The sequence below is a fragment of the Dactylosporangium sp. CA-092794 genome (assembly GCF_050948465.1).
Classification (GTDB): Bacteria; Actinomycetota; Actinomycetes; order Mycobacteriales; family Micromonosporaceae; genus Dactylosporangium.
On the sequence record NZ_CP192044.1, the window covers coordinates 8,799,488 to 8,821,776 of the forward strand.

The following is a 22,289-nucleotide window of genomic DNA, read 5'->3' on the forward strand; positions in this document are numbered from 1 at the left end:
TGTTACCTCCCGAGATCGGTGTAGTCGCGGACCTGAACGCCGCGCTTGAACACGGCGCGGACGTTGCCCGGATATGCCGTGAAGTCGAACGGGTCGCCGGCCACCAGCGTCAGGTCGCCGCGCTTGCCGGCCTCGACCGAGCCGATGAGGTCGCCGTGCCGCATCAGCTCGGCGGCGGAGCTGGTGGCGGCGCGCAGCACGTCGGCCGGGGCCAGGCCGAGGGCGTGCATCTCGGCGAGCTCGCCGAGGTTGCGGCCGTGGCCGAGGGCGGCCGCGTCGCTGCCCATCGCGATGCGTACCCCGGCCTCGATGGCCCGCCGCACCGAGGACAGGTGCGCCTCCCGGCCCTCCTTGAGCTTGGCCACGACGGCGTCGGGCATGCTGGCGCCGGCCGCGATCCCGTCCAGCAGCGCGCCGACCACCCCGAGGGTCGGCACCAGCCACACGCCGTTGTCGAGCATCAGCTGGATGCACTCGTCGTCGAGGTAGGTGCCGTGCTCGATGGAGCGCACCCCGGCCCGCAGCGCGTTCTTCACGCCGTCGGTACCGTGCGCGTGCGCCATGACCGGGATGCCGACCGCGGTGGCCTCGGCGACCGCCTCGGCGATCTCGTCGGGGCGCAGCTGCGGGTGGCGCGGGTTGCCGCGCGGGGAGATGACGCCGCCGGAGACGTTGAGCTTGATGACGTTGGCGCCGGCCCGGATGACCTCGCGGACCCGCAGGCGCATCTGGTCGGGGCCGTCGACGACGCCGTCGGGGCGGCCGGGGTGGACCGGCAGCAGCGGCACGCACAGGCCGCTGGGCATCCAGAAGTCGGAGTGGCCGCCGGTCTGGCCCAGCGCCTGCACCGAGATGTCCAGGTCCGGGCCCTCGACCATGCCGTCGGCGACGGCGCGCTGCACGCCGAGGTCGGCGCCGTTGGCGTCGCGGACGTAGGTGATGCCGATGTCGAGGGTTTTGCGCAGCGTCTGCTCGGCGTAGTAGAAGAACTGCGAGAACGGGGTCTCCATCAGCCGTACCGTGTCGAAGTACGGCACCATCACGTGCACGTGGGCGTCGATGAGCCCGGGCAGCACGCTCAGCCCCGTGGCGTCGAACTCGGCGTCGCCTTCCAGCCCGGCGGCCACGCCGGCGATGCGCTCGCCGTCGAGGGCGACGTCGGCCGCCTGGAACTCGCCGGTGACCACGTCGAAGACCTGGCCGCCCCGGATGACGGTGCTCATGAGGCTGCCTCCATTGGCGATGCCGGGATCCGCAGGACGGGCACGGCCCGCAGCAGTTCCCTCGTGTACTCGTGGGTGGGTGCCTCGACGACCCGCTCGGTCGGGCCCGACTCGACCAGCCGGCCGCGATACATGACGCCGATCTCGTCGGAGATGTACCGCACGGTCGCGAGGTTGTGCGAGATGAACAGCATCGACAGGCCCTCGGCCTGCTGGATCTCGCGGATGACGTTGAGCACGTGCGCCTGCACGGACACGTCCAGGGCCGAGGTGATCTCGTCGGCCACGATGAGCTTCGGCCGCACGGCCAGGGCGCGGGCGATCGCGACCCGCTGCCGCTGCCCGCCGGACAGCTCGCGGGGCAGCCGCCGGGCGTAGGCGGGCTCCAGGTTCACCAGCTCCAGCAGCCGGCCGATCTCGGCGTCGGCGCCGGCGCCCGACACGTCGGTGCGCAGGCGCAGCGACTCGCCGATGATCTGGCGGATCGTCATGCGCGGGTCGAGCGAGGAGTACGGGTCCTGGAAGATGAGCTGGACCCGGCGGGCGCGCTCCCGGCGGGCGTGGCGGCTCTCGCCGGTGACGCGCTGCCCGGCGACGGTGATGGCGCCGGCGGCGACGGGCAGCAGCCCGACGGTGGCCCGGGCGAGCGTCGACTTGCCCGAGCCCGACTCCCCCACCAGGCCGTAGACCTTGCCGGGCGCGACGGCGAGGCTGACGTCGTCGACCGCGGTGACGGCGTGCCGGCCGTGACCGTAGGTGACCGTCAGCCCCTCGATCTCAAGCGTGTTCACGGGCCACCCCCACCGGTTTCCAGCACTCGACCCGCCGGGTGGCGGACAGCTCGATCAGCGGCGGCTGCTCGGCCCGGCACCGGTCGTCGGCGAACGGGCAGCGCGGCGCGAACGAGCAGCCGGGCGGCATCTCGGCCAGGCTCGGCGGGCGGCCGGGGATGGTGGCCAGGGCCCGGTCCCGGTCGCTGGTCATCGTCGGGACGGCGGCCAGCAGCGCCCGGGCGTAGGGGTGCGCCGGCCCGGCCAGCAGTTCGTCGGAGGAGGCGTCCTCGACGACCCGCCCGCCGTACATCACCAGCACCCGGCTGCACCGGTTGGTGACCACGGCGATGTCGTGCGAGACGAGCAGCAGCGCCGCGCCGGTCTCCGCGTTGAGCCGCTCCAGCAGGTCGAGCACCTGCTGCTGCACGGTGACGTCGAGGGCGGTGGTCGGCTCGTCGGCGAGGATCAGCCGCGGCTCGCCCATCAGGCCCATGGCGATGACGGCCCGCTGGCGCATGCCGCCGGAGAACTCGTGCGGGAACTGCCGGGCCCGCCGCACCGGGTCGGTGATCTGGACGTGCTCGAGCTGCCGGACGGCCAGGTCGTTGGCGGCCGAGCGGCCCTTGCCCAGGTGGACCTGGGCGACCTCGGCGAGCTGCCGGCCGACCCGCAGCGCCGGGTTGAGCGCGGTCATCGGGTCCTGCGACACCATGGCCACCGACGCGCCGAGCAGCCGGCGGCGCTGCTGCGGCGCGGCGGCGACCAGGTCGACGCCGTTGATGCGCAGCTGCTGCCAGGTGACCCGGCCCGGGTAGGCGATGAGCTCGGCGATGCCCAGGACGGTGGTGCTCTTGCCGCTGCCGGACTCGCCGACGATGCCGACCCGCTCCCCCGGCCGCAGCGCGAACGAGACGTCGTCGACCGCGTCGAGCGGGGTGCCGTCGCGGGAGGGGTACTGCACGCGCAGCCCGGCGACGGCGACGGCCTCGTCGCCCGGCTCCCGCCCGGCGTGCGCGACCGGCTCCGCCGCGGCGCCCCGCAGCCGCGGCACCCGCCGGGCCAGGCTGGTCACCGACTCGCCGAGCAGGGCGAAGCCGAGCCCGCCGAGGACCACGAACAGCCCCGGTCCGAGCGCGCCCATCGGGTTGACGTAGATGCCCTGCAGGCCCTGGTTGAGCAGGTCGCCCCAGTCGTAGGAGGGTGCGCGCACGCCCAGGCCGAGGAAGCTCAGCGCGGAGATCTCCAGCAGGCACCAGCCGACCGACATGGTGCCGGTGAGGATCAGCGGCTCGGCGACGTTGGGCAGGATGTGGCGGAACAGCAGCGTGAACCGGCTCGCGCCGAGCATGCGGGCGGCGGCGACGTAGTCGCGGGCGGCGATGCCGGCCGAGGTGGTCTGCGCCAGGCGGGCCAGGGTCGGCGCGTTGGCGATGCCGATGCCCAGCACCGCGCCGGTCGCGCCGACGCCGATGATGGTGTTGACGAACAGGGCGAGCAGCAGCCCGGGCAGCGCCACCGACGCGGCGATGAACCCGGCCACCAGCCGCCGGACCCGGCCGCCGAGCACCGCGGGCAGGATGCCCAGCGGGATGCCGATGACCATGCCGATGACCGCGGCGGTGACCGCGAGCAGCAGGGAGAGGCGGGTCGCCACAAGCGTGCGGGCGAACAGGTCGCGGCCGAGCTGGTCGGTGCCGAACCAGTGCTCGCCGGAGAATCCGGCGCTGGCGTTGACGGCGTCGGTACGCTCCGCCTCGGCCGAGAAGAGGATCGGCCCGATGACGGCGAGGACGACCAGCAGCAGCAGCGCCACCGCGGCGGTCACGGTGATGGGGTTGGCCTTGCGCAGGAGGCTTCGCATCGTCAGCTCCGGCCGATCAGGGACTGCCGGTCGACGAGGCCGAGCAGCACGTCGACGAGCAGGTTGACGAGCAGGACGGCGGCGGCCAGGACCAGCAGCACGCCCTGCACCAGCGGATAGTCGCGGTCGATGATGGCCTGGATGATGGCGGTGCCGAGGCCCGCCCGGGCGAACACGCTCTCCACCACCACGCTGCCGGCGACCAGCACGCCGAGCAGCAGGCCGCCGATCGTCAGGGCGGCGGTGAGCAGGTTGGGCAGCGCGTGGCGCAGGTACAGCAGCCGCCACGGCAGCCGCTTGCCCCGCGCCACGGTCATGTAGTCCTCGCCCAGCACCACGTCGGTCTGGGCCCGCACGATGCGGGCCAGGCCCGCCGCCGGGCCGATCGACAGGGCGACCGCCGGCAGGATCAGCGACCGCCAGCCGGTGGAGCCGGCCACCGGCAGCGCCCGCAGCGTGACCGCGAACACGAACACCAGCAGGATGCCGATGAGGAAGGAGGGGATGGTGTTGAGGGCGCTGCTGACGACGGTGAACGTGACCAGCGTGCGGGGCCGGCGCCCGTTGTGGGTCACCGAGCCGAACACCATGCCGAACAGCACCGCCAGCACCAGCGTGAGCGCGATGGCCACGCCGACCAGCGTCGCGGTGGTGACCAGCCGATCGCCGATGGTCTGCGCCACCGGCCGGTCGGTGGCGATGGACTTGCCGAGGTTGCCGGTGAGCAGCCGCTGCCAGTAGTCGAGGAACTGGATCGGCAGCGGCTTGTCGAGGCCGAGCGCCGCCCGGCGCTGCTCGACGAGGCTCACCGGTGCGGTCGGCCCGAGGGCCGCCCGCACCGGATCGCCGGGGACGAGCGCGATCATGAAGAACACCACCGACGCCACGGCGAACAGCGAGACCACCAGACGCACAGCTCGTCGGAGGGTGAAGGCCAGCCATGGATGCGTGCGTTCGAGGGTGTCCAACACGGAGCGTCGTCCTGCCCTTCCGTACTCAGTGAGCTACTTGGTGACGCGGATACTCGTCGGGATGATCCGGCCCTGCATCGTCGAGAAGGACGACTTGGTGGTCACCCAGTTGGTGATGACCGGCGCGATCGGGATGGCGTCGACGTTGGAGAAGAGCGCCTGCTCCGCTTTGATCCACAGATCGCAGCCTTCCTTCCCGGTCGTCTGGTTCGCCTGGGTCGCGGTCTCCGTGAAGGTCTTGTTCGCGACATGTCCGGCATTGGTGCCGTTGGGCGGGAACGGCCCGCCGAGCAGACCGAAGACACCGGACTGGAACGGGATGGACAGCGCCAGCGTCGGCCAGATGTCGTAGTCGCCGGTGCTGAACAGCGTGGTCGACAGGGTGCCCTGGGTGACCGGGGTCAGCGTCAGCTTGATGCCGACCGCCTGCAGCTCCTGCGCCAGCAGCTCCGCGGCGGGCTGGTTGCCCGCGTAGGTGGACAGGTACGGCGCGTTGAGGTTGAGCTCCTTGCCGCCCTTGCTGCGCACCCCGCCCGAGCCGGCCACCCAGCCGGCCGTGTCGAGCAGCTTCTTGGCCTCCTCGACGTTGGTGGCCGGGATGGCGCTACCGGCCGCGTCGTCCGGGCACGCCTGCGGCGAGGCCGGGGCCACGCTGTTGGACGGGTCCTTGACGAGGCCGCGGGACACCACCGAGGCGAGCTGGGTGCGGTCCATGGCCAGCGCGATCGCCTTGCGGACGTTCGGGTCCGCGGTGATGCGCGAGTCCTGCTCGTTGAACAGCATCATCGCGCCGCCGGACTTGTAGGCCTTCGCCGTCATGCCCGACGCGGTCAGCCGCTTCTGGTCCGGGCCGTTGACGGCGGCGGCGTTGAGCTCGCCGGTGGTCAGCAGGTTGGCGGCCGTGGTCTCGTTGGCCACGATCTTCATGACGATCGTCTTGGGCACACCGGCGGCCGCGGTGCTGGCCCCGTCGGGGCCCCACGTGTAGCCGTCGCGCCGGGTCAGCGTGTAGTGGTCGCTGGCGACCGCCTCGGTGAGCGTGTACGGGCCCGAGCCGCTGGCGGTCGTGGCGAGCGACGCCGGCTTGTCCGCGGCCGCCCCGCACGGGATCGGCATGAACTCCAGCGCCGGCAGGATGAACTGGTACGGCTGGTCGAGCGTCAGCGTCACCTTGCCCGCGGTGTCGTCGGCTTCCACCGAGAACTTGTTGTTGGGCAGTGCGATGCCGATGAGCGTCGACGCGTTGGCCGGATTCTTGATGTTGTTGAACATCTTGGCGACCGTCGAGGCGGTCACCGGGCTGCCGTCGGAGCAGGTGACGCCCTGCTTCATGGTGAACGTCACCTTGCCGCCGTCCACCTGCCATTGCGACGCCAGGCCGGAAACGATTTTGCCGTTGGAGTCGGCATGCACGAGCGGGTCGTACAGGAACCGGAACAGGTTGACCGCGACCGTGCGCGAGCCGAGCATCGGGTTGAGGGCGCCCGGGTCGTCGGCCACCGAGAACGTAAAGGTACCGTCGGTGACCACGTCGGCCGAGGGCGTCGCGGAGCCGGAACCGTCGTCCGACGAGCCGCACGCCGTCGTGGCCAGGCACAGCGCCAGACCCGCGGATAACGACGCGACCAGTCGGGAGCGTGAAAGACGCATGGGTCCTCCTTGGGGGATGCCCCAGTAGACCAAAGGTCGCGAGGCCCGATCGCTGTCTGCAACCACAGGTTTGGCCCCGCGCAACCTGTCAGAATCGACAGAGCAACGGAATCACATAACGGCTCGGCAGAGATCCTGTTTCGGCGGGATGTCGCACCTCAGCGATCCGCCGGGAGAACAGGAGGCGCGGGTGACCGACGCGCTGGGACCCACCGCGGTGCAGCTCGCCGGGGCGCATCTGCTCGACCGGCTCGACGAGCTGGTGGAGCAGATCACCGCCGAGGTGTGGCGGGCCGTGCCCGCCTACAACGACATCGTCATGGAACGCGACGCCCTGGAACAGTATGTGCGCCCCAACATCCAGGGCACGCTCGAATACATGCGCAGCGGGCGCGACATCGACGACGAGGACCGGCGTAGGCTCGAGGTGCTGGGCCGCAGCCGGGCGCTGCAGGGCGTGCCGCAGGCGGCGATGATCCAGTCGTTCCGCATCGCCGAGCGCGCGCTCGTCGACGCCTTCTGCGTGTTCTGCATCCGCTCGGCGTTCAACAGCGCCGAGCAGCGCAGCGGCATCCAGGCCATCAGCGCCATCATGGACCGGGTCGAGCGGACCACGTTCGAGGCGTATCTGGACACCCAGCGGGAGCTGGAGCTCGACCGCGGGGCCAGCATCGCCATGCTCGTCACGCGCCTGGTCGACAGCTCGGTCGGCGACCAGGTCGACATCGACACGCAGGCGCGGCTCATCGGCGCCAACCCGGCGATGCCCTACCGCTGCATCGCGCTCACCGTGCTGCCCGGCGACGAGCCGGCCGACCCGACCGGACCGTTGACCCGGCTGCGCCGGCACATCCAGGCGCGGCTGCGGGAGGCCCGGGTGCCCTCGGTGATCGCCGGGCTGCGCGACAACGCGCTGCTGCTGCTGTTGCCGGTGACCGAGCGGGACGCGCTGGCCGCGGTCCGCCGGGCGGTCACGCCCGCGCAGGCCCGCATGGCGGTGGTCGGTGGCACCGGCGATGTCTACCCGAGTCTGTTCGAGGCCCGCGACTCGTGCCGGCAGGCGATCGCCGCGCTGGAGGTCGCCGTGCGCCGGCGCCGCCAGAACGAGGTGGTCGGCTACGGCGACGTCGCCATCGACGTGATGCTGCTCGACAGCGCCGACGCGAGCCGCCGGCTCATCGCCGGCTACCTGGGCAACCTCGAGCCGCACCCGGTGCTGGTGCAGACGATCCGGGAATACCTGCGGCAGAGCCTGTCGGTGCAGATCACGGCCGAGCGGCTGACCGTGCACGTCAACACCATCGCCTACCGGCTGCGCCGGGTCCGCGAGCTGACCGGGCACGACCTGCGCAAACCGGACGACGCGGTCGGTTTCTCCCTCGCCCTGCGCGCCCAGGAGCTCCTCGAAGACGGTTCCAATGGAAAAGACGGTTCCAATTGAAAAGCCGATGACTCCGGTCCGGGCAACGCACGACCGTTGCTCCCGTCAGACACCGCTCGGGCCTGGCGGCCCTCCCTGCCGGGCCCGCGGTGCCAAGAACGACGCCCCTATGTCCTTGGCACCGCGGAGTCGCAGGGAGGGCCGCCAGGCCCGAGCGAGTCATCCGGGAGGAACGGTCCACAGCTGACGCGGACCCGGGCCAAAAAATAGGCTATGCCGGGATGACCCGCAGGCTGCGGTCGGTGCGGGTGAGGCGGCGGTGGCCGTCGGCGGTCACCACGATGGTGTCCTCGACCATCATGCCGCCCCAGCCGACAACGTAGTACGGCGTCTCGAAGCAGAAGGTCATGCCCTCTTCCAGCGCCGTGTCGGTGGCCTCGTTGACGATCGGCGGCTCGTAGACGTCGGCGCCGATGCCGTGGCCGCAGTGCTGGCGCCGGTACGGCCGGATGCCGCCCGCCTCGACCTCCTGCACGGCCGCCTTGAACAGCGTCGAGGCGGCGATGCCGGCCCGCACGTCGGCCAGCTGACGGTCCTCCCCGGCGAGGATCGCCGCATAGCGGTCCGCCTGCAGCGCGGTGGGCTCGCCGACCACGGCGGTGCGGCCGATGTCGGACCAGTAGCCGTCGACGACGCAGCCCACGTCGAAGCGCAGCAGGTCACCGGGCGCGAGCGGCCGGTCGGTCGGGTAGACGTCGGCGAAGGCGCTGTTGGGGCCGGACGACGACACCGCGAAGCGCGGCTCGCCGCCGCCGGCCACGATGACGCCCGCGACGATCGAGGACAGCTCCCGCTCGGTCATGCCGACCCGGGCCGCGGTGATGGCCGCGTCGACGCCGTCCTCGGCCAGGTGCGCGGCCCGCTCCAGCAGCGCCACCTCGCCGGGCAGCTTGCGGGAGCGCACCCGCAGCGCCCACGGCGAGGCGTCGACGAACCGCGCGCCGGGCAGGGCCAGGGACAGCTGGGCGAGCGCGTTGGGGTTGATGGCGGCGTTGTCCACGCCGATCACGGCCGAGCCGAGCCCGGCGCTGAGCGCGGCCGCGCACATGGCCTCGACGACGTCGCGGTGCGCGTCGGGGGCGAAGGCGGCCGGCAGCGGCTCGGCGGACTCGAAGTAGAACCGGCCGTAGGGGACGAAGTCGTCGATCGCGACGCCGCCGATGCCGGGGTCGGTGGCGGGGGCGGAGTCGGCGACCGGCGCGGCGACGACGGTGCGCTCGCCGGTGACGAACGCGCCGATCGTGGGCAGGCCGAACACCGCGCCGCCCATGCTGCGGTACCCGGTGGCATAGAGGACGTTCGCCGTCGAGACGGCGAGGAACGCGTCGAACGGCGCGTCCCGCAGCGCCGCGCGCAGCCGGGCGACGCGCTGGCCGGCCAGCGGGGCTGTCTGTTCTGTCACGGCGCTAGTTGACCAGACGGCGCGCTCGGCTCGCACTGTCTCGGTACACAGGGTTGCCCGAACCGCGCCTGTCGGAACAGACAACGCTGTGTCCCGTCGTCAATGCTCACCGGAACGTCAATGTTGATTGACGCGACAATCGTCAATGTTGACGCTAATCAACGTGCATTGATCAATGTGTCTTGATGGCGGCGACCTTCGTGCGGACCCGCTCGCGCAGGGCGGCCGCGTCGTAGACGACGCCGCCCTTGACCGTGTAGGCGACGCCGCCGGCCCGCTCGACCCGCCCGTCGCGCAGCCGCAGCCGGCCGTGCCCGTAGAGCACCTTGAGGTTGGCCAGCGGGTTCTCGGCCACCACGACCAGGTCGGCGAGCTTGCCGGCCTCGACGCTGCCGATCCGCTCGCCCCGCCCGAGCAGCTCGGCGCCCCACAGCGTGGCGGCCCGCACCACCTCCAGCGGCTCGAGCCCGCACTCGCGCAGCAGCTCCAGCTCCTCGGGGTAGCCGAAGCCGAAGAGCTTGAAGATGGAGCCGGGGTCGGTGCCGACGGTGACCCGGCCGCCCCGGTCGAAGTAGGCCTTGACGAACGCCATCCAGCGGCGGAAGCTGTCCCGCCAGACGGTTTCGGCCTCGGTGCCCCAGTCCTCGAAGAACGACCCGTGCGCGCCCGAGTCCGGCTGCCAGTAGGACCACAGCTGCGGCGCGGTGTAGTCGGCGTGCCACGGGAAGTTCTGCACCCGCTCGGCGTCGCGCAGGCCGATGTAGACGTTGAGCGTCGGGTCGAGCGTCACGCCGGTGGCGACCAGCTCGTCGAGGAAGTCCTCCCACTGCCGGCTGCCCGGCTCCGCCGCCTGCGCCCAGCTGCGCCCGGCGTCGGCGAAGCGCATCGCCTCGTTCTGGTAGTTGTAGTCCAGCGCGAAGCGCTGCAGCCGCCGCCCGGCGAGCATCGACTCCGGCAGCCCGTAGAAGTGCTCGATGCTGCCCAGGCCCCAGTGCGCCGAGTCGAGCGCGGTCGCCTGGGCGACGTAGCCCTGGTGGTGGTGGCAGCACGAGCCGAGCCCGAGCCGGTTGGCCTCCTTCAGGGCGGCGGCGTAGATGTCGCGGCGGTACCCGAAGAACTTGATCCCCTCCGCGCCGCGCTCGGCCACGCCCTGCACCCAGGCGCAGGCGTCGCGCGGGTCGGTGAACGGCGCCGGGTGGCCCTCGCCGAACCCGACATACGGGCTGATCCGGGGCGCGGCGATCTCGTCCCGGGCGCTGCGGCCGGCCTCCGAGCGCACGAAGTCCAGGCCGTTGATGAAGCAGCCGGGCTCGCGCACGGTGGTGATGCCGTGGCCGAGCCACAGGTCGTAGACGTACTGCGCGTCGGGCACGTGCCCGGGCCAGCCGATGTGCCCGTGCGCGTCGACGAAGCCGGGCAGCACGTAGTGCCCGGTCAGGTCCAGCTCGTGCCCGCCCGGGCCGGGCTCGGGCCGCTCCGGCGGCTGCAGCCGAGGCCCGGTCGGCGGGCCGACCAGGAACACCGACGCGATCCGGTCGCCCTCGACCACGACGTCGGCCGGGCCGTACGGCGGGGCGCCGGTGCCGTCGATGACGGTCACGTTGCGCAGGATCAGCCGCGGGAAGGGGCCGAGGCCGACGTCCCGCGCGATCCCCGCGTGCTCCCCGGTCATGCCGTGCCCTCGCGGAACGCCGGCGCGACCTCCGCGGCGAAGCGGGCCATCTGCTCCAGCATCTCCTCGACGGTGTTGGCCACGACGATCATGCCGGCGAAGTGGCCGGCGCCGGCCTCGGCGAGCCGGCCGATCCGCTCGGTGACCGCGGCCGCGTCGCCGATGAGGTTCTCCGAGACGTACGCGTCGAGGCCGATGCCCTTGAGCGTGGTACCGCGCAGGCTGACGAGGTGCTCGTACACCTGGGAGGCCTTGAACCGCGCGACCGCGTCCGCGGCGTCGTCGCCGAGGCACAGCACCATCTGCGGCGCGACGGCGATCGCGCCGGGGTCGCGCCCGGCCGCCTCCGCGTGCTCGCGCAGCGTCCGGACGCCCTCGGCGAGCCGGGCGGCCGGCAACCCGGCCGGCATCCAGCCGTCGCACAGCCGGGCGGCGCGGCGCAGGGTGCCGGCGGCGTTGCCCGAGGAGTAGATCGGCAGCGGCTGCTGGACCGGCTTGGGGTACATCTCGACGTCGTTGAACCGGACGTGGCGGCCCTCGTAGGAGGCGACCCGCTCGCCGAACAGCAGCCGCAGCGCCTCGAGCGCCTCGGCGACGAGCTCGGCCCGCGGCACGCCGGCGAGGTCGGGGCGCACCGACTCGAACTCGGCCCGGTAGGCGCCGACGCCCACGCCGAGGACGAGCCGGCCGCCGCTGAGGTGGTCGAGCACCGACGCCTGCTTGGCCAGCAGGACCGGGTCGCGCATCGGCGCCACCACCACGCCGGTCATCAGCGTGATCGCCGAGGTCCGCGCGGCGAGGTACGACAGCGTCACCATCGGCTCGTAGAACCGGGGCGGCTCGTCGAACCCGGCCCGCACGTAGGGCATCGTGCTCAGGTGGTCGTTGACCAGCACCGAGTCGTAGCCGAGCCGCTCGGCCTCGGCGGCGACCCGGGCGATGCCGGTGTGGTCGGCGAAGCGGATGGGGTACGCCATGCCCTCGACGCAGGTCGGCAGGCTGACGCCGAACCGCAGGCTCATCGCGGCTCCACGACGATGAGGTCGCGGTCGAGTTCGGTGATGATCTGCGCGCCGTCGCCGGTGATGATGACGGTGTCCTCGATGAAGGCGCCGCCGACGCCGAGGCGGTAGTAGGGCGTCTCCACCTCGAAGACCATGCCCTCCTCCAGCACCGTGTCCGCGCCGGGCGTGAGGACCGGCATGTCGTAGTACTCGATGCCGATGCCGTGGCCGACGTGCTGGCGCTGGTAGGTCGGGATGCCCGCCTCCCGCACCCGCTCGACGGCCGCGTTGAACACGTCGCGGGCCACGGCGCCGGGCTTCATGAGGTCGATGGCGAGCTGCTGGCCCGCCTTCGACGCGTCGAACAGCGCCCGGGTCTGCGCGCTGGGCTCGCCGAACGACACGAGCCTGCCGATGTCGGACTTGTACCCCTGAAAGTCGACGCCGATGTCGAAGAAAGCGAAGTCGCCCGGGCGCAGCGGCGTGTCGCCGGCCGCCACCTGGCCCAGCGCCAGGCCCTTGCCGAAGCGCACGAGGCAGAAGCCGGGCCGGGCGCCCTCGGCGGTGACCGCCTGGTCGAACGCGGCCTTGACCTCGCGCTCGGTGACGCCGTCGGCGAACAGCTCCAGGGCCGCCCGGAAGCCCGCCTCGGTGGCCCGCAGCGCGCCGGTGAGCAGCTCGTGCTCGCGGGCCGTCTTGACCGCGCGGATGCGCCGCAGCAGCGCCGCGGCGGGCCGGAACGTGGCCCGGGGGAAGCGCTCGGCGAGCTCGGCGAGCAGGGTGGCCTTGGGCCCGCGCTCGTCGACCGCGACGACCGACTCGCTCAGGCCGAGGGTGGTGATCGCCTCGGCGATGGCCTCGAGCGAGGAGCGGCCGGTCTGGTGGACCGTGGTGAGGTCGAGGATGCGCTGCTCGTCGGCGTCGAGCGGGACGTCGGGCACGGTGTCGCGGAAGAACGTGCCGAAGGTGACGACGTCGCGGATGCTCGGGTAGGCCGACAGGGTCAGGTCGGCCTCGCCGATCGAGGAGACGATGACGCCCGCCTCGGGCGCCGCGGCCGTGATGACGGTGTAGAACTCGTCGTCGCGGGGGAACATCTCCTGCCCGAGCACCCAGACGCCGGTGAGGTAGTAGTTGTTCTCCAGGGTGGCGGCGATGACGCCGTCGACGCCCTCGGCCTGCAGCAGAGCGGTCGCCCGTGCGGTGTTGAGGAACACGGAGGTCTCCTTACGGTGCGGTGAAGCCGTACGACGACTGCAGTACGGCGAGCGCGGAGTCCAGGTCGTCGCCGCACTCGGGGATGGCCGGCAGGTGCGCGGCGGTGATCTCGGGATGCTTGAGCCCGGTCGAGGTGAGCACCGCGACCACGGTGCCCGCCGGGTCGATCGCGCCGGCCTCGACCAGGCGCGGGATGGCCGCCACGGCCAGCGCCGAGGACGTCTCGACGTAGATGCCCTCCAGCGCGGCGAGGTCGCGCTGCGCCCGCAGCATCGCCGCGTCGTCGGCGCTGCGGGCCGCGCCGCCGGTGTCGCGCAGCACGTTGAGGGCCTGGAAGGTGCTGATGTTGGAGCCGACCGAGACGGCGACGGTCGGGTCGGGCCCGACCGGCATCTCGACGCAGTCGTCGAGGCCCTCGGCGAGGGCGTGCTCGAGCGGGCCGTAGACCTCGGCGGCGTGCAGCTTCGGCATCGTGTCGATGACGCCGGCCCGCTGGAACTCGCGGAAGCCCTTCCAGGCGCCGGTGAACGCGTCGCCGGCGCCGACCGGCACGACCACGTCGTCGGGGGCCTTGCCGAGCTGGTCGGCGATCTCGTAGCCGATCGTCTTGTAGCCCTCGATGCCGTAGCAGTTGCTGCCGAAGAACGGGTACGTGTACACCGTCACCGGAAACCAGCCGAGCCGCTCCACGGCCTGCCCGACGATCCGCCACCGGTCCTTGACGGTCGGCGCGGCGAGCAGCAGCGTGCCGTAGACGGCCATCTGGGTCTTCATGGCGATCGGGAACTGTTTCGTGGTCAGCATGACGCACGGCAGGCCGGCCCGGGCGGCGAACGCGGCGGTCGCCGCGCCCGCGTTGCCCGAGGAGGAGCCGGTGATGACCCGCATCCCCATGCCCCGGGCCACCGACACGGCGACCGCGGCGAGCCGGTCCTTGAAGGAGCCGGTCGGGTTGCGGCTCTCGTCCTTGAGGTAGAGCTCCCGCAGCCCGAGCCGGGCGGCCAGGCGCGGCGCCGGGACCAGCGGCGTGCCGCCCTCGCCGAGCGTGGTCACGTCCTCCGGCGCGACCGGCAGCAGGCCGCGGTAGCGCCACATCGACCCCGGCTCGCCGGGGCGCTCGCGCACCGCCTTGGCCAGGGCGTCCTCGTCGTAACCGACGGAGAGGTTGGTCGGCGTGCCCGCGGCCGCGCAGGCCGGGCAGCCGGCGAACATCGCCCCGGGTTCGTAGCGCGCGGCGCAGCGCAGGCACCGCAGTTCCTCGGCCCGCATGCGTGTCCTCCCGATCCGGTGTTGCGTGGAACGCTATAGCGTTGCGCTGGACGATACAAGGCCCCGGACCTGGCGGCCGGCCTTGAAGACCGCCCGGAGGTTGCCGGGGTAGGCGCGGAAGTCGTACGGGTCGCCCTCCACCACCACGAGGTCGGCGCGCAGCCCGGGCCGCAGGGTGCCGACCCGCTCGTCGATGCGCATCAGCTGCGCCGCCGACTGGGTGCCCGCCCGCAGTGTCGCGGCCGCGTCCAGGCCCTGCTCGTGCATCAGCGCCAGCTCGCCGAGGTTGCGCCCGTGCGACTCGGCGGCCGCGTCGCTGCCCATCGCGATGCGCACGCCCGCCTCGACGGCGCGGCGGAACGAGTCGGCCCGCAGCCGCTGGTTCTCGATCGCCTTCTCCGCGACGGCCGGCGGCACCGCCGCGCCCTGCTCGATGCGCTCCAGGATGAACCGGCCCACGCCGAGGGTCGGCACCAGCCAGGTGCCGTTGGCGAGCATCAGCTCGATCGCCTCGTCGTCGAGCTCGGTGCCGTGCTCGATCGAGCGGATCCCGGCCCGCACCGCGTTCTTGATGCCCGCGGCGCCGTGCGCGTGCGCCATGACGTAGCTGCCGGCCCGCTCGGCCTCCTCGACCATCGTGGTCAGCTCGGCCATGGTGAAGTGGGCGTGGGAGGGGTCGTCGCGGGGCGAGAACACGCCGCCGGACGTGTTCACCTTGATCATGTTCGCGCCGTTGCGCAGCAACTCACGCACCTTGCGGCGGCACTCGTCGACGCCGTCGACGATGCCCGAGGGCCGCCCCGGCGTCACGCCGATGATGTCGGCGTGGTTGCCGCTGGGCAGCCAGTGGTCGCCGTGCCCGCCGGTCTGGCTCAGCGCGATGATCGAGATGTGCAGGTCGGGGCCGTCGATGAGGCCGAGCTCCACCGCCCGCTGCACGCCGAGGTCGGCGCCGGAGGCGTCGCGGACCGTGGTGATGCCCGCGTCGAGCGTCTTTCTCAGGTTCTCGGCGGCGAGGTAGAACTGCAGCGAGAAAGGCATGTTGAGGTTCTGGATGGTATCCAGGCTGGACAGCAGCGCGTGGATGTGGCAGTCGATGAAGCCGGGCAGCACGGTGCAGCCGGCGACGTCCACCGCCTCGTCGCCGTCGAGCCCGGAGCCGAGACCGGCGATGACGCCGTCCTCGATGCTGATGTCGCCGTCGGCCGGCGCGCTCCCGGTGCCGTCGAAGATCCGGCCGCCGCGAAGGACGATGCGGGTCACCGTTCACCTCCATGTATCGCGTTACGCAATGTTGTAGCATCTGGCGAGACACGACGGGAGTGCTGTGATGGACAAGACCCTGCGGATCGGCGTCGCCTCGCTGGTCGAGCGGCCCATGCCCGAGCTCGCCGCCCAGGCCACCCGCCTGGAGTCCCTCGGCTACGACCAGATCTGGGTGCCCGACGAGCGGCTGCTGCGCAACGTCTACGTGGCCCTGGCCGCCATCGCCGGGGCCACCTCCCGGATCGGCATCGCCACCGGCGTCACCAACCCCTACACCCGCCACCCCGCCATGACGGCCGCGGCCATCGCGACCATCGACGAGCTCTCCGGCGGCCGCGCCTCGCTCGGCCTCGGCGCGGGCGGCGGGCTCGACGCGTTCGGCATCGACCGGCCCAGCCCGGTGCGCGCGCTGCGGGAGACCACCGCGATCGTGCGCGCCCTCACCGGCGGCGAGCGGTACACCGCGCGCGAGGGCATGTTCGCGATGGACGCCGCGCTCAACTTCACGCCCCTGCGGCGGATTCCGGTGTACCTCGCCGCCCGCGGCCCGAAGATCCTCCGGCTGGCCGGCGAGGTCGCCGACGGCGTCGTCATCGGTGGCTTCGCGCGCCCGGCGGGCATCGACTATGCTCGCCGCCAGGTCGCGGAGGGCCTGGACCGGTCCGGCCGGACCTGGAGCGACCTCGACGTCGTCTCCTGGCTGTATGTTTCGGTGGACGACGACGTCGAGAGGGCGCGGGTGGCGGTGGCGAAGATCGTGCTCGCCAGCCTGGTGACCAGCCGCCCGATCCTCGACCGGCTCGGCGTCGAGCTGCCCGGCCCGCTGCGCGACCACCTCGACCGCACCGGCTGGGCCTTCCCGCAGCTGCCCGCCCGCGAGGCCGCCGCGCTGCTCTCCCCCGAGCTGCTGGACAGCTTCGCCGTCTACGGCACGCCCGAGGACTGCGTGCGCCGGCTGCGCGAGATCCGCGACTGCGGCATCGACCACATCACCTGCGTGCTGTTCGCGCCCGAGGGATCCACCGTGGACGACGTGGCGGAGCGGCTGGCCGAGTCCGTGCTACCGGCGCTGCGATGACCGAGGACGCGAAGAACTCCACCGTCGACCGGGCGCTGCGCGTGCTGGAGGCGTTCCTCACCGAGGAGCGCGACCTCGGCGTGCTGGAGCTGGCCCGCAAGGTCGACCTGGACAAGAGCGTCATCCACCGCATCCTCACCACGCTCGTGCGCCGCGGCTTCCTGGAGCAGAACCCGGTCAGCCGCCGCTACCGGGTCGGCCTGCGGGTGTGGGAGCTCGGCCAGCGCTACGTCGCCGGGCACCAGCTGGAGGAGCTCGCGACCGAGGCGCTCACCCGGATCGTCGAGCGGCATCCGTACACCACCGGCTCACTGTCCATTCTGGACGGCGACGAGGTAGTCGTCCTGCTGGCCCTGCGCAGCACCGGCCCGGTCAGCGTCTACGTCGACCCCGGCACCCGCCTGCCGGCGGCGCTGACCGCGAGCGGCCGGGCCCTGCTCGCCTACGCCCCGCCCGAGCAGGCGGCCGCGGCGGCGCGGACCGGCCGGTCGGCGACCGGTCACCCCGGCCCGAGCGCGGCCACCCTGGCCAAGGACCTGGCCGGGATCCGCGCGGCGGGCCACGCCGTCAACCGCGGCGGCTACTTCCCCGGCATCGCCACCCTCGCCGCCTGCGTGCGCGACCCGGCCGGCGCCCCGCTCGGCGCGCTGTCGGTGTACTTCCCGATCGCCCCGGAGACCGAGGACCTCTTCACCAAGCTCCCCGACGCCGTCGCCGAGGCCGTCGAGGAGGTCTCCCGCGGCCTGACACCCCCGCCCTGAGCCCGCTCACCGGTCCGCGGGCGAGCGCGGGCGGCCGTCGTCGCGGTCGATGCGCAGGTCCCGCTCCAGTTCCAGCAGCAGCGTGCGCAGGTCGTCCAGGCGCCGGCTGATGACGATCCGGTCGATGTCGTCCGGCACGCCGTCGCCGTCCTCGTCGAAGTCCGCGGCCAGCCCCTCGGTCATCTCCAGCCGCCGGGCCTCCTCCATCGAGTTGACGATGACCGCGATCAGGATGTTCACCAGCAGGTTCACGGTGATGAGCACGTAGCTGACGTAGTAGACCAGCGTCCACGGCGACATGGCCATGCCCTGCTCGATGAGGTTCGGCAGCGTCTCCAGCGACAGCAGCACGAACAGGGTCAGCACGGCCCGGCCGATGGTGCCGTACTCCTGCGGGTAGGTCTCGCCGAAGATCAGCCACCCGGCCATGCCGTAGACGTAGAAGGTCACCAGGGCCAGCGCGAGGAAGCCGCCGACGCCGGGCAGGCTGCGCAGCAGCGCGGCCACGATCGTGCGCAGGCCCGGCGAGAAGCGCACCAGCCGGACCACCCGGGCGATGCGGATCACCCGCAGGGCCGCGGAGTCGCCGTGCAGGCCCGGAATGAACGCCGCCATGATGACGGCGAAGTCGAAGACGTTCCAGCCGTGCCGGAAGAAGTCCTGGGGCCGGCGGCCGTAGGCCAGGATCCGGATGGTGATCTCGGCGAAGAAGACGGCCCGGAAGAACCACTCCAGCCCGTCGAGCAGCAGGTGCGCCGCGCCCAGATGCGGGTAGGTCTCGATGCCGAGCACGAGCGCGTTCGCGCCGATGACGACGACGATCGCCGCCTCGAACGTCCGGGACTGCGCGACGGCCGCGCACCAGCGCGCGAGCGGTGACGGGCCCGGCGCGGCGACGGCGGGCGGGGAGTTCCGCTGACGGGGTACAGGCTCATCGGTCACCCCCGGCATGTTACGTTGGCCTTACATTGCGTTGGGTGGATCGGGTGCCGCAGAAAGCCGCTTATCACCACGGGGACCTCAGGCGCGCGCTGGTCGAGGCCGCACTGCAGGCCATCGCCGAGGGCGGGGTCGCGGCCGTGTCCATGGCCGACGCGGCGCGCCGGGCCGGGGTGAGCACCGCGGCGCCGTACCGCCACTTCCCCGGCCGCCGCGAGCTGCTCGCCGCGACCGCCGCCGCCACGGCGACCGCGCTGGCCGAGCGGCTGGAGGCGGCGAGCGGCCTCCCCGCGGCCGAACCCGTCGAGGCGCTGGCCCGGGCGGCCGGCGAGTACACGCTGTTTTACCTGGAGCGGGGCGCCGGGATCGACCTCGTCTACGCGTCCGACCTGCGCGAGCTACGCGACACCGGGCTCGCCGACGCCGGCCGGCGGATCATGGACCTGCTCTTCCCGGCCACCCAGGCGGTCACCGGCGACCCCGCCCGCGGCCTCGTCCTGCTGGAGCAGCTCTTCGCCGTCGCGCACGGCTACGCCCAGCTGCGCGCCGCGGCCTTCTCGACGCGCATGCTGTCCACGGCCGAGGACGCGGCGGCGGGCGCGCGGTCCACCGTGCGGCTCATCGCCGCCGCCAGCCGACCCGCCCCGGTCAGCCCTGGGCGGTCGGGCGGATGACGATCTCGTTGACGTCGACCTCGGGCGGCTGCTCGATCGCGTAGACCATGGCGCGCGCCACCGCCTCGGGCGGCATCCCGATCCGGTCGCCGGTGGCGGCGAGTTGCTCGCGCACCTCGGCGTTGGTGATCCCCGCGGCGAACTCGGTGGCGGTGAACCCCGGCGACACGACCGTCACGCGGATCCGCTCGCCGGCCTCCTGCCGCAGCCCCTCGGAGATCATCCGGACCGCCACCTTCGTCCCGGCATAGACCGCCATGGTCGGCACGACCTTCAGGCCGGCGGTCGAGGCGGTGTTGACGAAGTGGCCGCCGCCCTGCTCCCGGAACACCGGCAGCGCGGCCGCGATCCCGTTGAGCAGCCCCTTGACGTGGACGTCCACCATCCGGTCCCAGTCCTCGACGCGCAGCTCGTCCAGCGGCGACACGGGCATGAGCCCGGCATTGCTGATCAGCACGTCGAGCCGGCCGAAGTCGGCCCGGGCCCGGTCCACCACCGCCCGCAGGTCCTCCCGCCGGGCCACGTCCGCGACCAGGCACGAGGCCGAGCCGCCCGCGTCGCGGATGCCACGCGTCAGCTCCTCCAGCCGCTCCGCGCGCCGCGCGGCCAGCACCACGCGGGCGCCCCGCTCGGCCAGCAGGCGGGCCGCCGCCTGGCCGATGCCACTGCTGGCGCCGGTGATGGCGACCACCTTCCCGTCGACGCCGCTCATCGGCTTCCCCTCTCGCTTGATGTAAGAGCAACCTTACATCGCAATGTAAGAGGCATCTAACATGGGGGTGTAACGCGCTGCTGACCCGAGCCGCTCTTTCGAGGTCGATCTGCGCCGGTCGCGGGTCCCTTCCGGCGCGGATCGACCCGAAGTGCACGTACACCCGGCCCGGCGGGGCCGGCACGACAGGCAGGCTCACCACCAGATGGATGCCCTCACCGCGATCGCCCGGCACCGAGCGGTGATCGCCACCGTCGCCGACGCGATCGTGGCGGCCGCGGCCGGCGGCGCGTTACGGGTCACGGTGGGGCCGCACATCATCGTGGACTATCTCGACCCGCACGGCCCCGTCATCCATCACATCGAGCCCCCGTGCGCCCGGTGAGCAGCGAGGCGTCCGCGTTCGCCCCCGGGCTGCGCATCCACGACCGGTTCATGCTGCGCCGGCGGATCGGGGCGGGCGGCATGTCGGAGGTCTGGCGGGCCGAGGACGAGGTCCTCGGCCGGGCGGTAGCGGTGAAGGTGCTCACCGCGCCGCTCGCCGCCGACCCGCTGCTGCGCGCCGCCACCTGGACCGAGGCGCGCGCCGCGGCCCGCCTGACGCACCCGCACGTGACCCAGGTGTACGACTACGGAGAGGCGGCGCTGCCCGGCGGTGCCACGGTGGCCTACCTGGTGATGGAGCTCGTCAACGGCCCGAGCCTGGCCGAGCGGCTGCGGCGGGGGCCGCTGCCGTGGCCGGAGGCGGTCACGATGGCCGCCCAGGTGGCCGGGGCGCTGGCCGCCGCGCACCGCATCGGGATCGTCCACCGCGACATCAAGCCCGGCAACGTGATGCTCGCCCCGGGCGGCGCCAAGCTGCTCGACTTCGGCATCGCCGCGCTGGGCGGGGGCGAGCCGGCCACCGACGGCGGGCGACTGGTCGGCACTCCGGCGTACGCGGCGCCCGAGCGGCTCCGCCCGGGCGCGGCCTCCCCGGAGAGCGACGTCTACGCCCTGGGCGTGGTGCTCTACGAGGCGCTGACCGGCAGCCGGCCGCTCGCGGTGGCGACCTGGCAGGAGGCGGTCCGCGCACACCGCGACGGCGCGCCGGTGCCGCCGCTGGACGTGCCGGGCCTGCCGCGCCAGGTGCGCCGGCTGTACCTGGACTGCCTGTCCCCCGACCCGGCCGGGCGCCCCACCGCCGAGGCGCTGTCCTGGAGCCTGGGCGCGGCCGTCGGGGAGGACCCGCCGAGCGGTTTCGCGGTGGGCTCGGCGCCGCTGCCCACCATGATCGAATCCGGGCCGCTCGAGCCGGACGAGCCGCCCGCGCGGCGCCTGCCCCGGCCGCTGGTGGCCGGGCTGGCCCTCGCGGTGGTGGTGCTGGCCATCGCGCTGGTGGTCGTGACCGCGATGCTGCTGTCCAACCCCTCCGGCCAGACGGCCCAGCCGGCGGCGCGGCCCCCTTCGGACTCGCCGGCCGCCGAGTCCGCGGCGTCGTCGCCGCCGGCCCCGCCGCCCAGCCCCACCGTCTCGCGGCCGGTCCCGGACCAGATCGAGGCCGCGATCGCCGAGGCCGTGGCCGCCGGGCGGATCGACGACGACACGGCGCAGGAGCTGCGCGACAAGCTCGCCGACCTACGCCGTGGCAACGGCCGCGGCAAGTCCCGCAAGGCCGCCCAGGAGCTGCAGAAGAGCATCGACGAGCTGCGCCACGACGGCCGGCTCGACGACGCGACCGCAGCCCGGCTCACCGCGCTGCTGCGCCCGCTGCTGAACTCGCAGGACTGAGCCGGCCCGCCGGGCGCGCAGGTCGCGCGGCCGGTGGTCGCCGTCCGGGTCCGTGGACCGGACCTCGAGCTCCACGCTGTCCTCCAACGGCCTCAAGCCGCCCAGGTGTCCCGGTAGGCGAGCCCGGGAACCTACTGAAGGCCGCGGTCAGCTCATTGCCGGAACTCGACGGCGTCGATACCGCCGACGGGATCGGTGTAGAGCCGGATCGCCATGCCGGTGTCGGGGCAGGGAATGTCCAGGGACTGGCCGATCCGGCGCTCGACGACCGCGCCGTGCTCGATGCCGTGGGCGTCGAGATACGCCGCCCAGGCGTCGAGGTCGGATCGGGTGGCGACGCCGAGGGAGAACGGCAGATACCCGCGCACGCGGGCCGCAACGTCGGGGTCGTGGCGCAGCTCAATGAGCGGGAGGGCGTCCGGCGGGCGCAGCACCACGGCCGTCAACGCGCCGGATGCGTCCCGGTGGTCGAACCGCTCCATCCGAGTGGCCCGCAGGCACGTCTCATACCAGCGCACGTTGTCGCCGAGCCCGGGCACCGGCACGGTCAGATGGTGGATGCCGCTGAAGTCGGCGGCACCGGCACCCGTCGTGGTGTCGGCCAT

Annotated in this window: 20 protein-coding genes; 6 read left to right on the forward strand and 14 right to left on the reverse strand. The window is 72.9% G+C overall.

The features are described from left to right. Window positions 1–2: 2 nt before the first annotated feature. From ACQPXD_RS37790 to ACQPXD_RS37810, 5 genes are all read right to left on the reverse strand, one after another. Entirely contained in the window at window positions 3–1,223 is a 1,221-nt protein-coding gene (locus ACQPXD_RS37790; RefSeq protein ID WP_432826656.1) for an amidohydrolase family protein, read from the reverse strand. Next, window positions 1,220–2,014, reverse strand: a complete 795-nt coding sequence (locus ACQPXD_RS37795; RefSeq protein WP_432826658.1) for an ABC transporter ATP-binding protein — start codon at window positions 2,012–2,014, stop codon at window positions 1,220–1,222. Before ACQPXD_RS37795 ends, ACQPXD_RS37790 begins: the two co-directional genes overlap by 4 nt. Further along, window positions 2,001–3,857, reverse strand: a complete 1,857-nt coding sequence (locus tag ACQPXD_RS37800; protein ID WP_432826661.1) for a dipeptide/oligopeptide/nickel ABC transporter permease/ATP-binding protein — start codon at window positions 3,855–3,857, stop codon at window positions 2,001–2,003. The genes ACQPXD_RS37795 and ACQPXD_RS37800 overlap by 14 nt, the downstream gene beginning before the upstream one ends. Before the next feature lie 2 nt (window positions 3,858–3,859). Next, complete coding sequence (locus ACQPXD_RS37805) at window positions 3,860–4,771, reverse strand: ABC transporter permease (protein WP_432826663.1); 912 nt, start codon at window positions 4,769–4,771, stop codon at window positions 3,860–3,862. A 90-nt stretch (window positions 4,772–4,861) separates the two neighbouring features. Beyond that, window positions 4,862–6,478: an ABC transporter substrate-binding protein gene (locus tag ACQPXD_RS37810; protein ID WP_432826665.1), complete on the reverse strand. Its 1,617-nt coding sequence runs from the start codon at window positions 6,476–6,478 to the stop codon at window positions 4,862–4,864. 190 nt (window positions 6,479–6,668) lie between these two features. On the opposite strand from ACQPXD_RS37810, the gene ACQPXD_RS37815 reads away from it, so the two are divergent. Beyond that, window positions 6,669–7,919 carry a helix-turn-helix domain-containing protein gene (locus ACQPXD_RS37815; protein ID WP_432826667.1) on the forward strand — a complete coding sequence of 417 codons (1,251 nt, stop codon included), beginning with the start codon at window positions 6,669–6,671 and terminating at the stop codon, window positions 7,917–7,919. Window positions 7,920–8,130: 211 nt separating this feature from the next. Here the strand turns inward: ACQPXD_RS37815 and ACQPXD_RS37820 are convergent, their stop codons facing one another. From ACQPXD_RS37820 to ACQPXD_RS37845, 6 genes are all read right to left on the reverse strand, one after another. Continuing rightward, window positions 8,131–9,321 (reverse strand): M24 family metallopeptidase, encoded by a 1,191-nt coding sequence (locus ACQPXD_RS37820; protein ID WP_432826669.1) that lies wholly within the window; start codon window positions 9,319–9,321, stop codon window positions 8,131–8,133. A 172-nt stretch (window positions 9,322–9,493) separates the two neighbouring features. Beyond that, a complete protein-coding gene (locus tag ACQPXD_RS37825; RefSeq protein ID WP_432826671.1) occupies window positions 9,494–10,993 on the reverse strand; it encodes an amidohydrolase family protein in 1,500 nt (499 codons plus the stop codon). Further along, complete coding sequence (locus ACQPXD_RS37830; RefSeq protein WP_432826673.1) at window positions 10,990–12,015, reverse strand: TIGR03619 family F420-dependent LLM class oxidoreductase; 1,026 nt, start codon at window positions 12,013–12,015, stop codon at window positions 10,990–10,992. The genes ACQPXD_RS37825 and ACQPXD_RS37830 overlap by 4 nt, the downstream gene beginning before the upstream one ends. Next, window positions 12,012–13,214: a M24 family metallopeptidase gene (locus ACQPXD_RS37835; RefSeq protein WP_432826675.1), complete on the reverse strand. Its 1,203-nt coding sequence runs from the start codon at window positions 13,212–13,214 to the stop codon at window positions 12,012–12,014. The genes ACQPXD_RS37830 and ACQPXD_RS37835 overlap by 4 nt, the downstream gene beginning before the upstream one ends. A 10-nt stretch (window positions 13,215–13,224) precedes the next feature. Further along, a complete protein-coding gene (locus ACQPXD_RS37840) occupies window positions 13,225–14,484 on the reverse strand; it encodes a pyridoxal-phosphate dependent enzyme (RefSeq protein WP_432826677.1) in 1,260 nt (419 codons plus the stop codon). A gap of 33 nt (window positions 14,485–14,517) precedes the next feature. Beyond that, window positions 14,518–15,747 carry an amidohydrolase family protein gene (locus tag ACQPXD_RS37845; protein WP_432826679.1) on the reverse strand — a complete coding sequence of 410 codons (1,230 nt, stop codon included), beginning with the start codon at window positions 15,745–15,747 and terminating at the stop codon, window positions 14,518–14,520. A 67-nt stretch (window positions 15,748–15,814) separates the two neighbouring features. On the opposite strand from ACQPXD_RS37845, the gene ACQPXD_RS37850 reads away from it, so the two are divergent. Both ACQPXD_RS37850 and ACQPXD_RS37855 read left to right on the forward strand, forming a co-directional pair. Beyond that, the gene (locus ACQPXD_RS37850; protein WP_432826681.1) at window positions 15,815–16,828 is read left to right on the forward strand and encodes an LLM class flavin-dependent oxidoreductase; all 1,014 of its coding nucleotides are present in this window, start codon (window positions 15,815–15,817) and stop codon (window positions 16,826–16,828) included. Further along, window positions 16,825–17,589, forward strand: a complete 765-nt coding sequence (locus tag ACQPXD_RS37855; protein WP_432826683.1) for an IclR family transcriptional regulator — start codon at window positions 16,825–16,827, stop codon at window positions 17,587–17,589. The genes ACQPXD_RS37850 and ACQPXD_RS37855 overlap by 4 nt, the downstream gene beginning before the upstream one ends. A gap of 6 nt (window positions 17,590–17,595) precedes the next feature. Here ACQPXD_RS37855 and ACQPXD_RS37860 read toward each other — a convergent pair whose 3' ends face one another. Continuing rightward, window positions 17,596–18,531: an ion transporter gene (locus tag ACQPXD_RS37860; protein ID WP_432826685.1), complete on the reverse strand. Its 936-nt coding sequence runs from the start codon at window positions 18,529–18,531 to the stop codon at window positions 17,596–17,598. 35 nt (window positions 18,532–18,566) lie between these two features. Between ACQPXD_RS37860 and ACQPXD_RS37865 the strand changes: the two genes are divergently transcribed. After that, window positions 18,567–19,202, forward strand: a complete 636-nt coding sequence (locus tag ACQPXD_RS37865) for a TetR/AcrR family transcriptional regulator (protein WP_432826687.1) — start codon at window positions 18,567–18,569, stop codon at window positions 19,200–19,202. Here the strand turns inward: ACQPXD_RS37865 and ACQPXD_RS37870 are convergent. Beyond that, complete coding sequence (locus tag ACQPXD_RS37870) at window positions 19,177–19,914, reverse strand: SDR family oxidoreductase (protein ID WP_432826689.1); 738 nt, start codon at window positions 19,912–19,914, stop codon at window positions 19,177–19,179. The two genes, ACQPXD_RS37865 and ACQPXD_RS37870, sit on opposite strands and share 26 nt — an antisense overlap. A 205-nt stretch (window positions 19,915–20,119) precedes the next feature. Between ACQPXD_RS37870 and ACQPXD_RS37875 the strand changes: the two genes are divergently transcribed. Both ACQPXD_RS37875 and ACQPXD_RS37880 read left to right on the forward strand, forming a co-directional pair. Then, window positions 20,120–20,299: a hypothetical protein gene (locus ACQPXD_RS37875; RefSeq protein WP_432826691.1), complete on the forward strand. Its 180-nt coding sequence runs from the start codon at window positions 20,120–20,122 to the stop codon at window positions 20,297–20,299. Continuing rightward, on the forward strand, window positions 20,296–21,684 hold the full coding sequence (locus tag ACQPXD_RS37880) for a serine/threonine-protein kinase (RefSeq protein WP_432826693.1): 1,389 nt from the start codon (window positions 20,296–20,298) through the stop codon (window positions 21,682–21,684). The genes ACQPXD_RS37875 and ACQPXD_RS37880 overlap by 4 nt, the downstream gene beginning before the upstream one ends. A 152-nt stretch (window positions 21,685–21,836) precedes the next feature. Here ACQPXD_RS37880 and ACQPXD_RS37885 read toward each other — a convergent pair whose 3' ends face one another. After that, entirely contained in the window at window positions 21,837–22,289 is a 453-nt protein-coding gene (locus ACQPXD_RS37885) for a VOC family protein (RefSeq protein WP_432826695.1), read from the reverse strand.

Coding starts and splice junctions, on each gene's coding strand:
- ACQPXD_RS37875 (WP_432826691.1), top strand. CDS start 20,120: ATGGATGCCCTCACCGCGATCGCCCGGCACCGAGCGGTGATCGCCACC.
- ACQPXD_RS37840 (WP_432826677.1), bottom strand. CDS start 14,484: ATGCGGGCCGAGGAACTGCGGTGCCTGCGCTGCGCCGCGCGCTACGAA.
- ACQPXD_RS37850 (WP_432826681.1), top strand. CDS start 15,815: ATGGACAAGACCCTGCGGATCGGCGTCGCCTCGCTGGTCGAGCGGCCC.
- ACQPXD_RS37870 (WP_432826689.1), bottom strand. CDS start 19,914: ATGAGCGGCGTCGACGGGAAGGTGGTCGCCATCACCGGCGCCAGCAGT.
- ACQPXD_RS37825 (WP_432826671.1), bottom strand. CDS start 10,993: ATGACCGGGGAGCACGCGGGGATCGCGCGGGACGTCGGCCTCGGCCCC.
- ACQPXD_RS37885 (WP_432826695.1), bottom strand. CDS start 22,289: ATGGCCGACACCACGACGGGTGCCGGTGCCGCCGACTTCAGCGGCATC.
- ACQPXD_RS37855 (WP_432826683.1), top strand. CDS start 16,825: ATGACCGAGGACGCGAAGAACTCCACCGTCGACCGGGCGCTGCGCGTG.
- ACQPXD_RS37790 (WP_432826656.1), bottom strand. CDS start 1,223: ATGAGCACCGTCATCCGGGGCGGCCAGGTCTTCGACGTGGTCACCGGC.
- ACQPXD_RS37810 (WP_432826665.1), bottom strand. CDS start 6,478: ATGCGTCTTTCACGCTCCCGACTGGTCGCGTCGTTATCCGCGGGTCTG.
- ACQPXD_RS37830 (WP_432826673.1), bottom strand. CDS start 12,015: ATGAGCCTGCGGTTCGGCGTCAGCCTGCCGACCTGCGTCGAGGGCATG.
- ACQPXD_RS37800 (WP_432826661.1), bottom strand. CDS start 3,857: ATGCGAAGCCTCCTGCGCAAGGCCAACCCCATCACCGTGACCGCCGCG.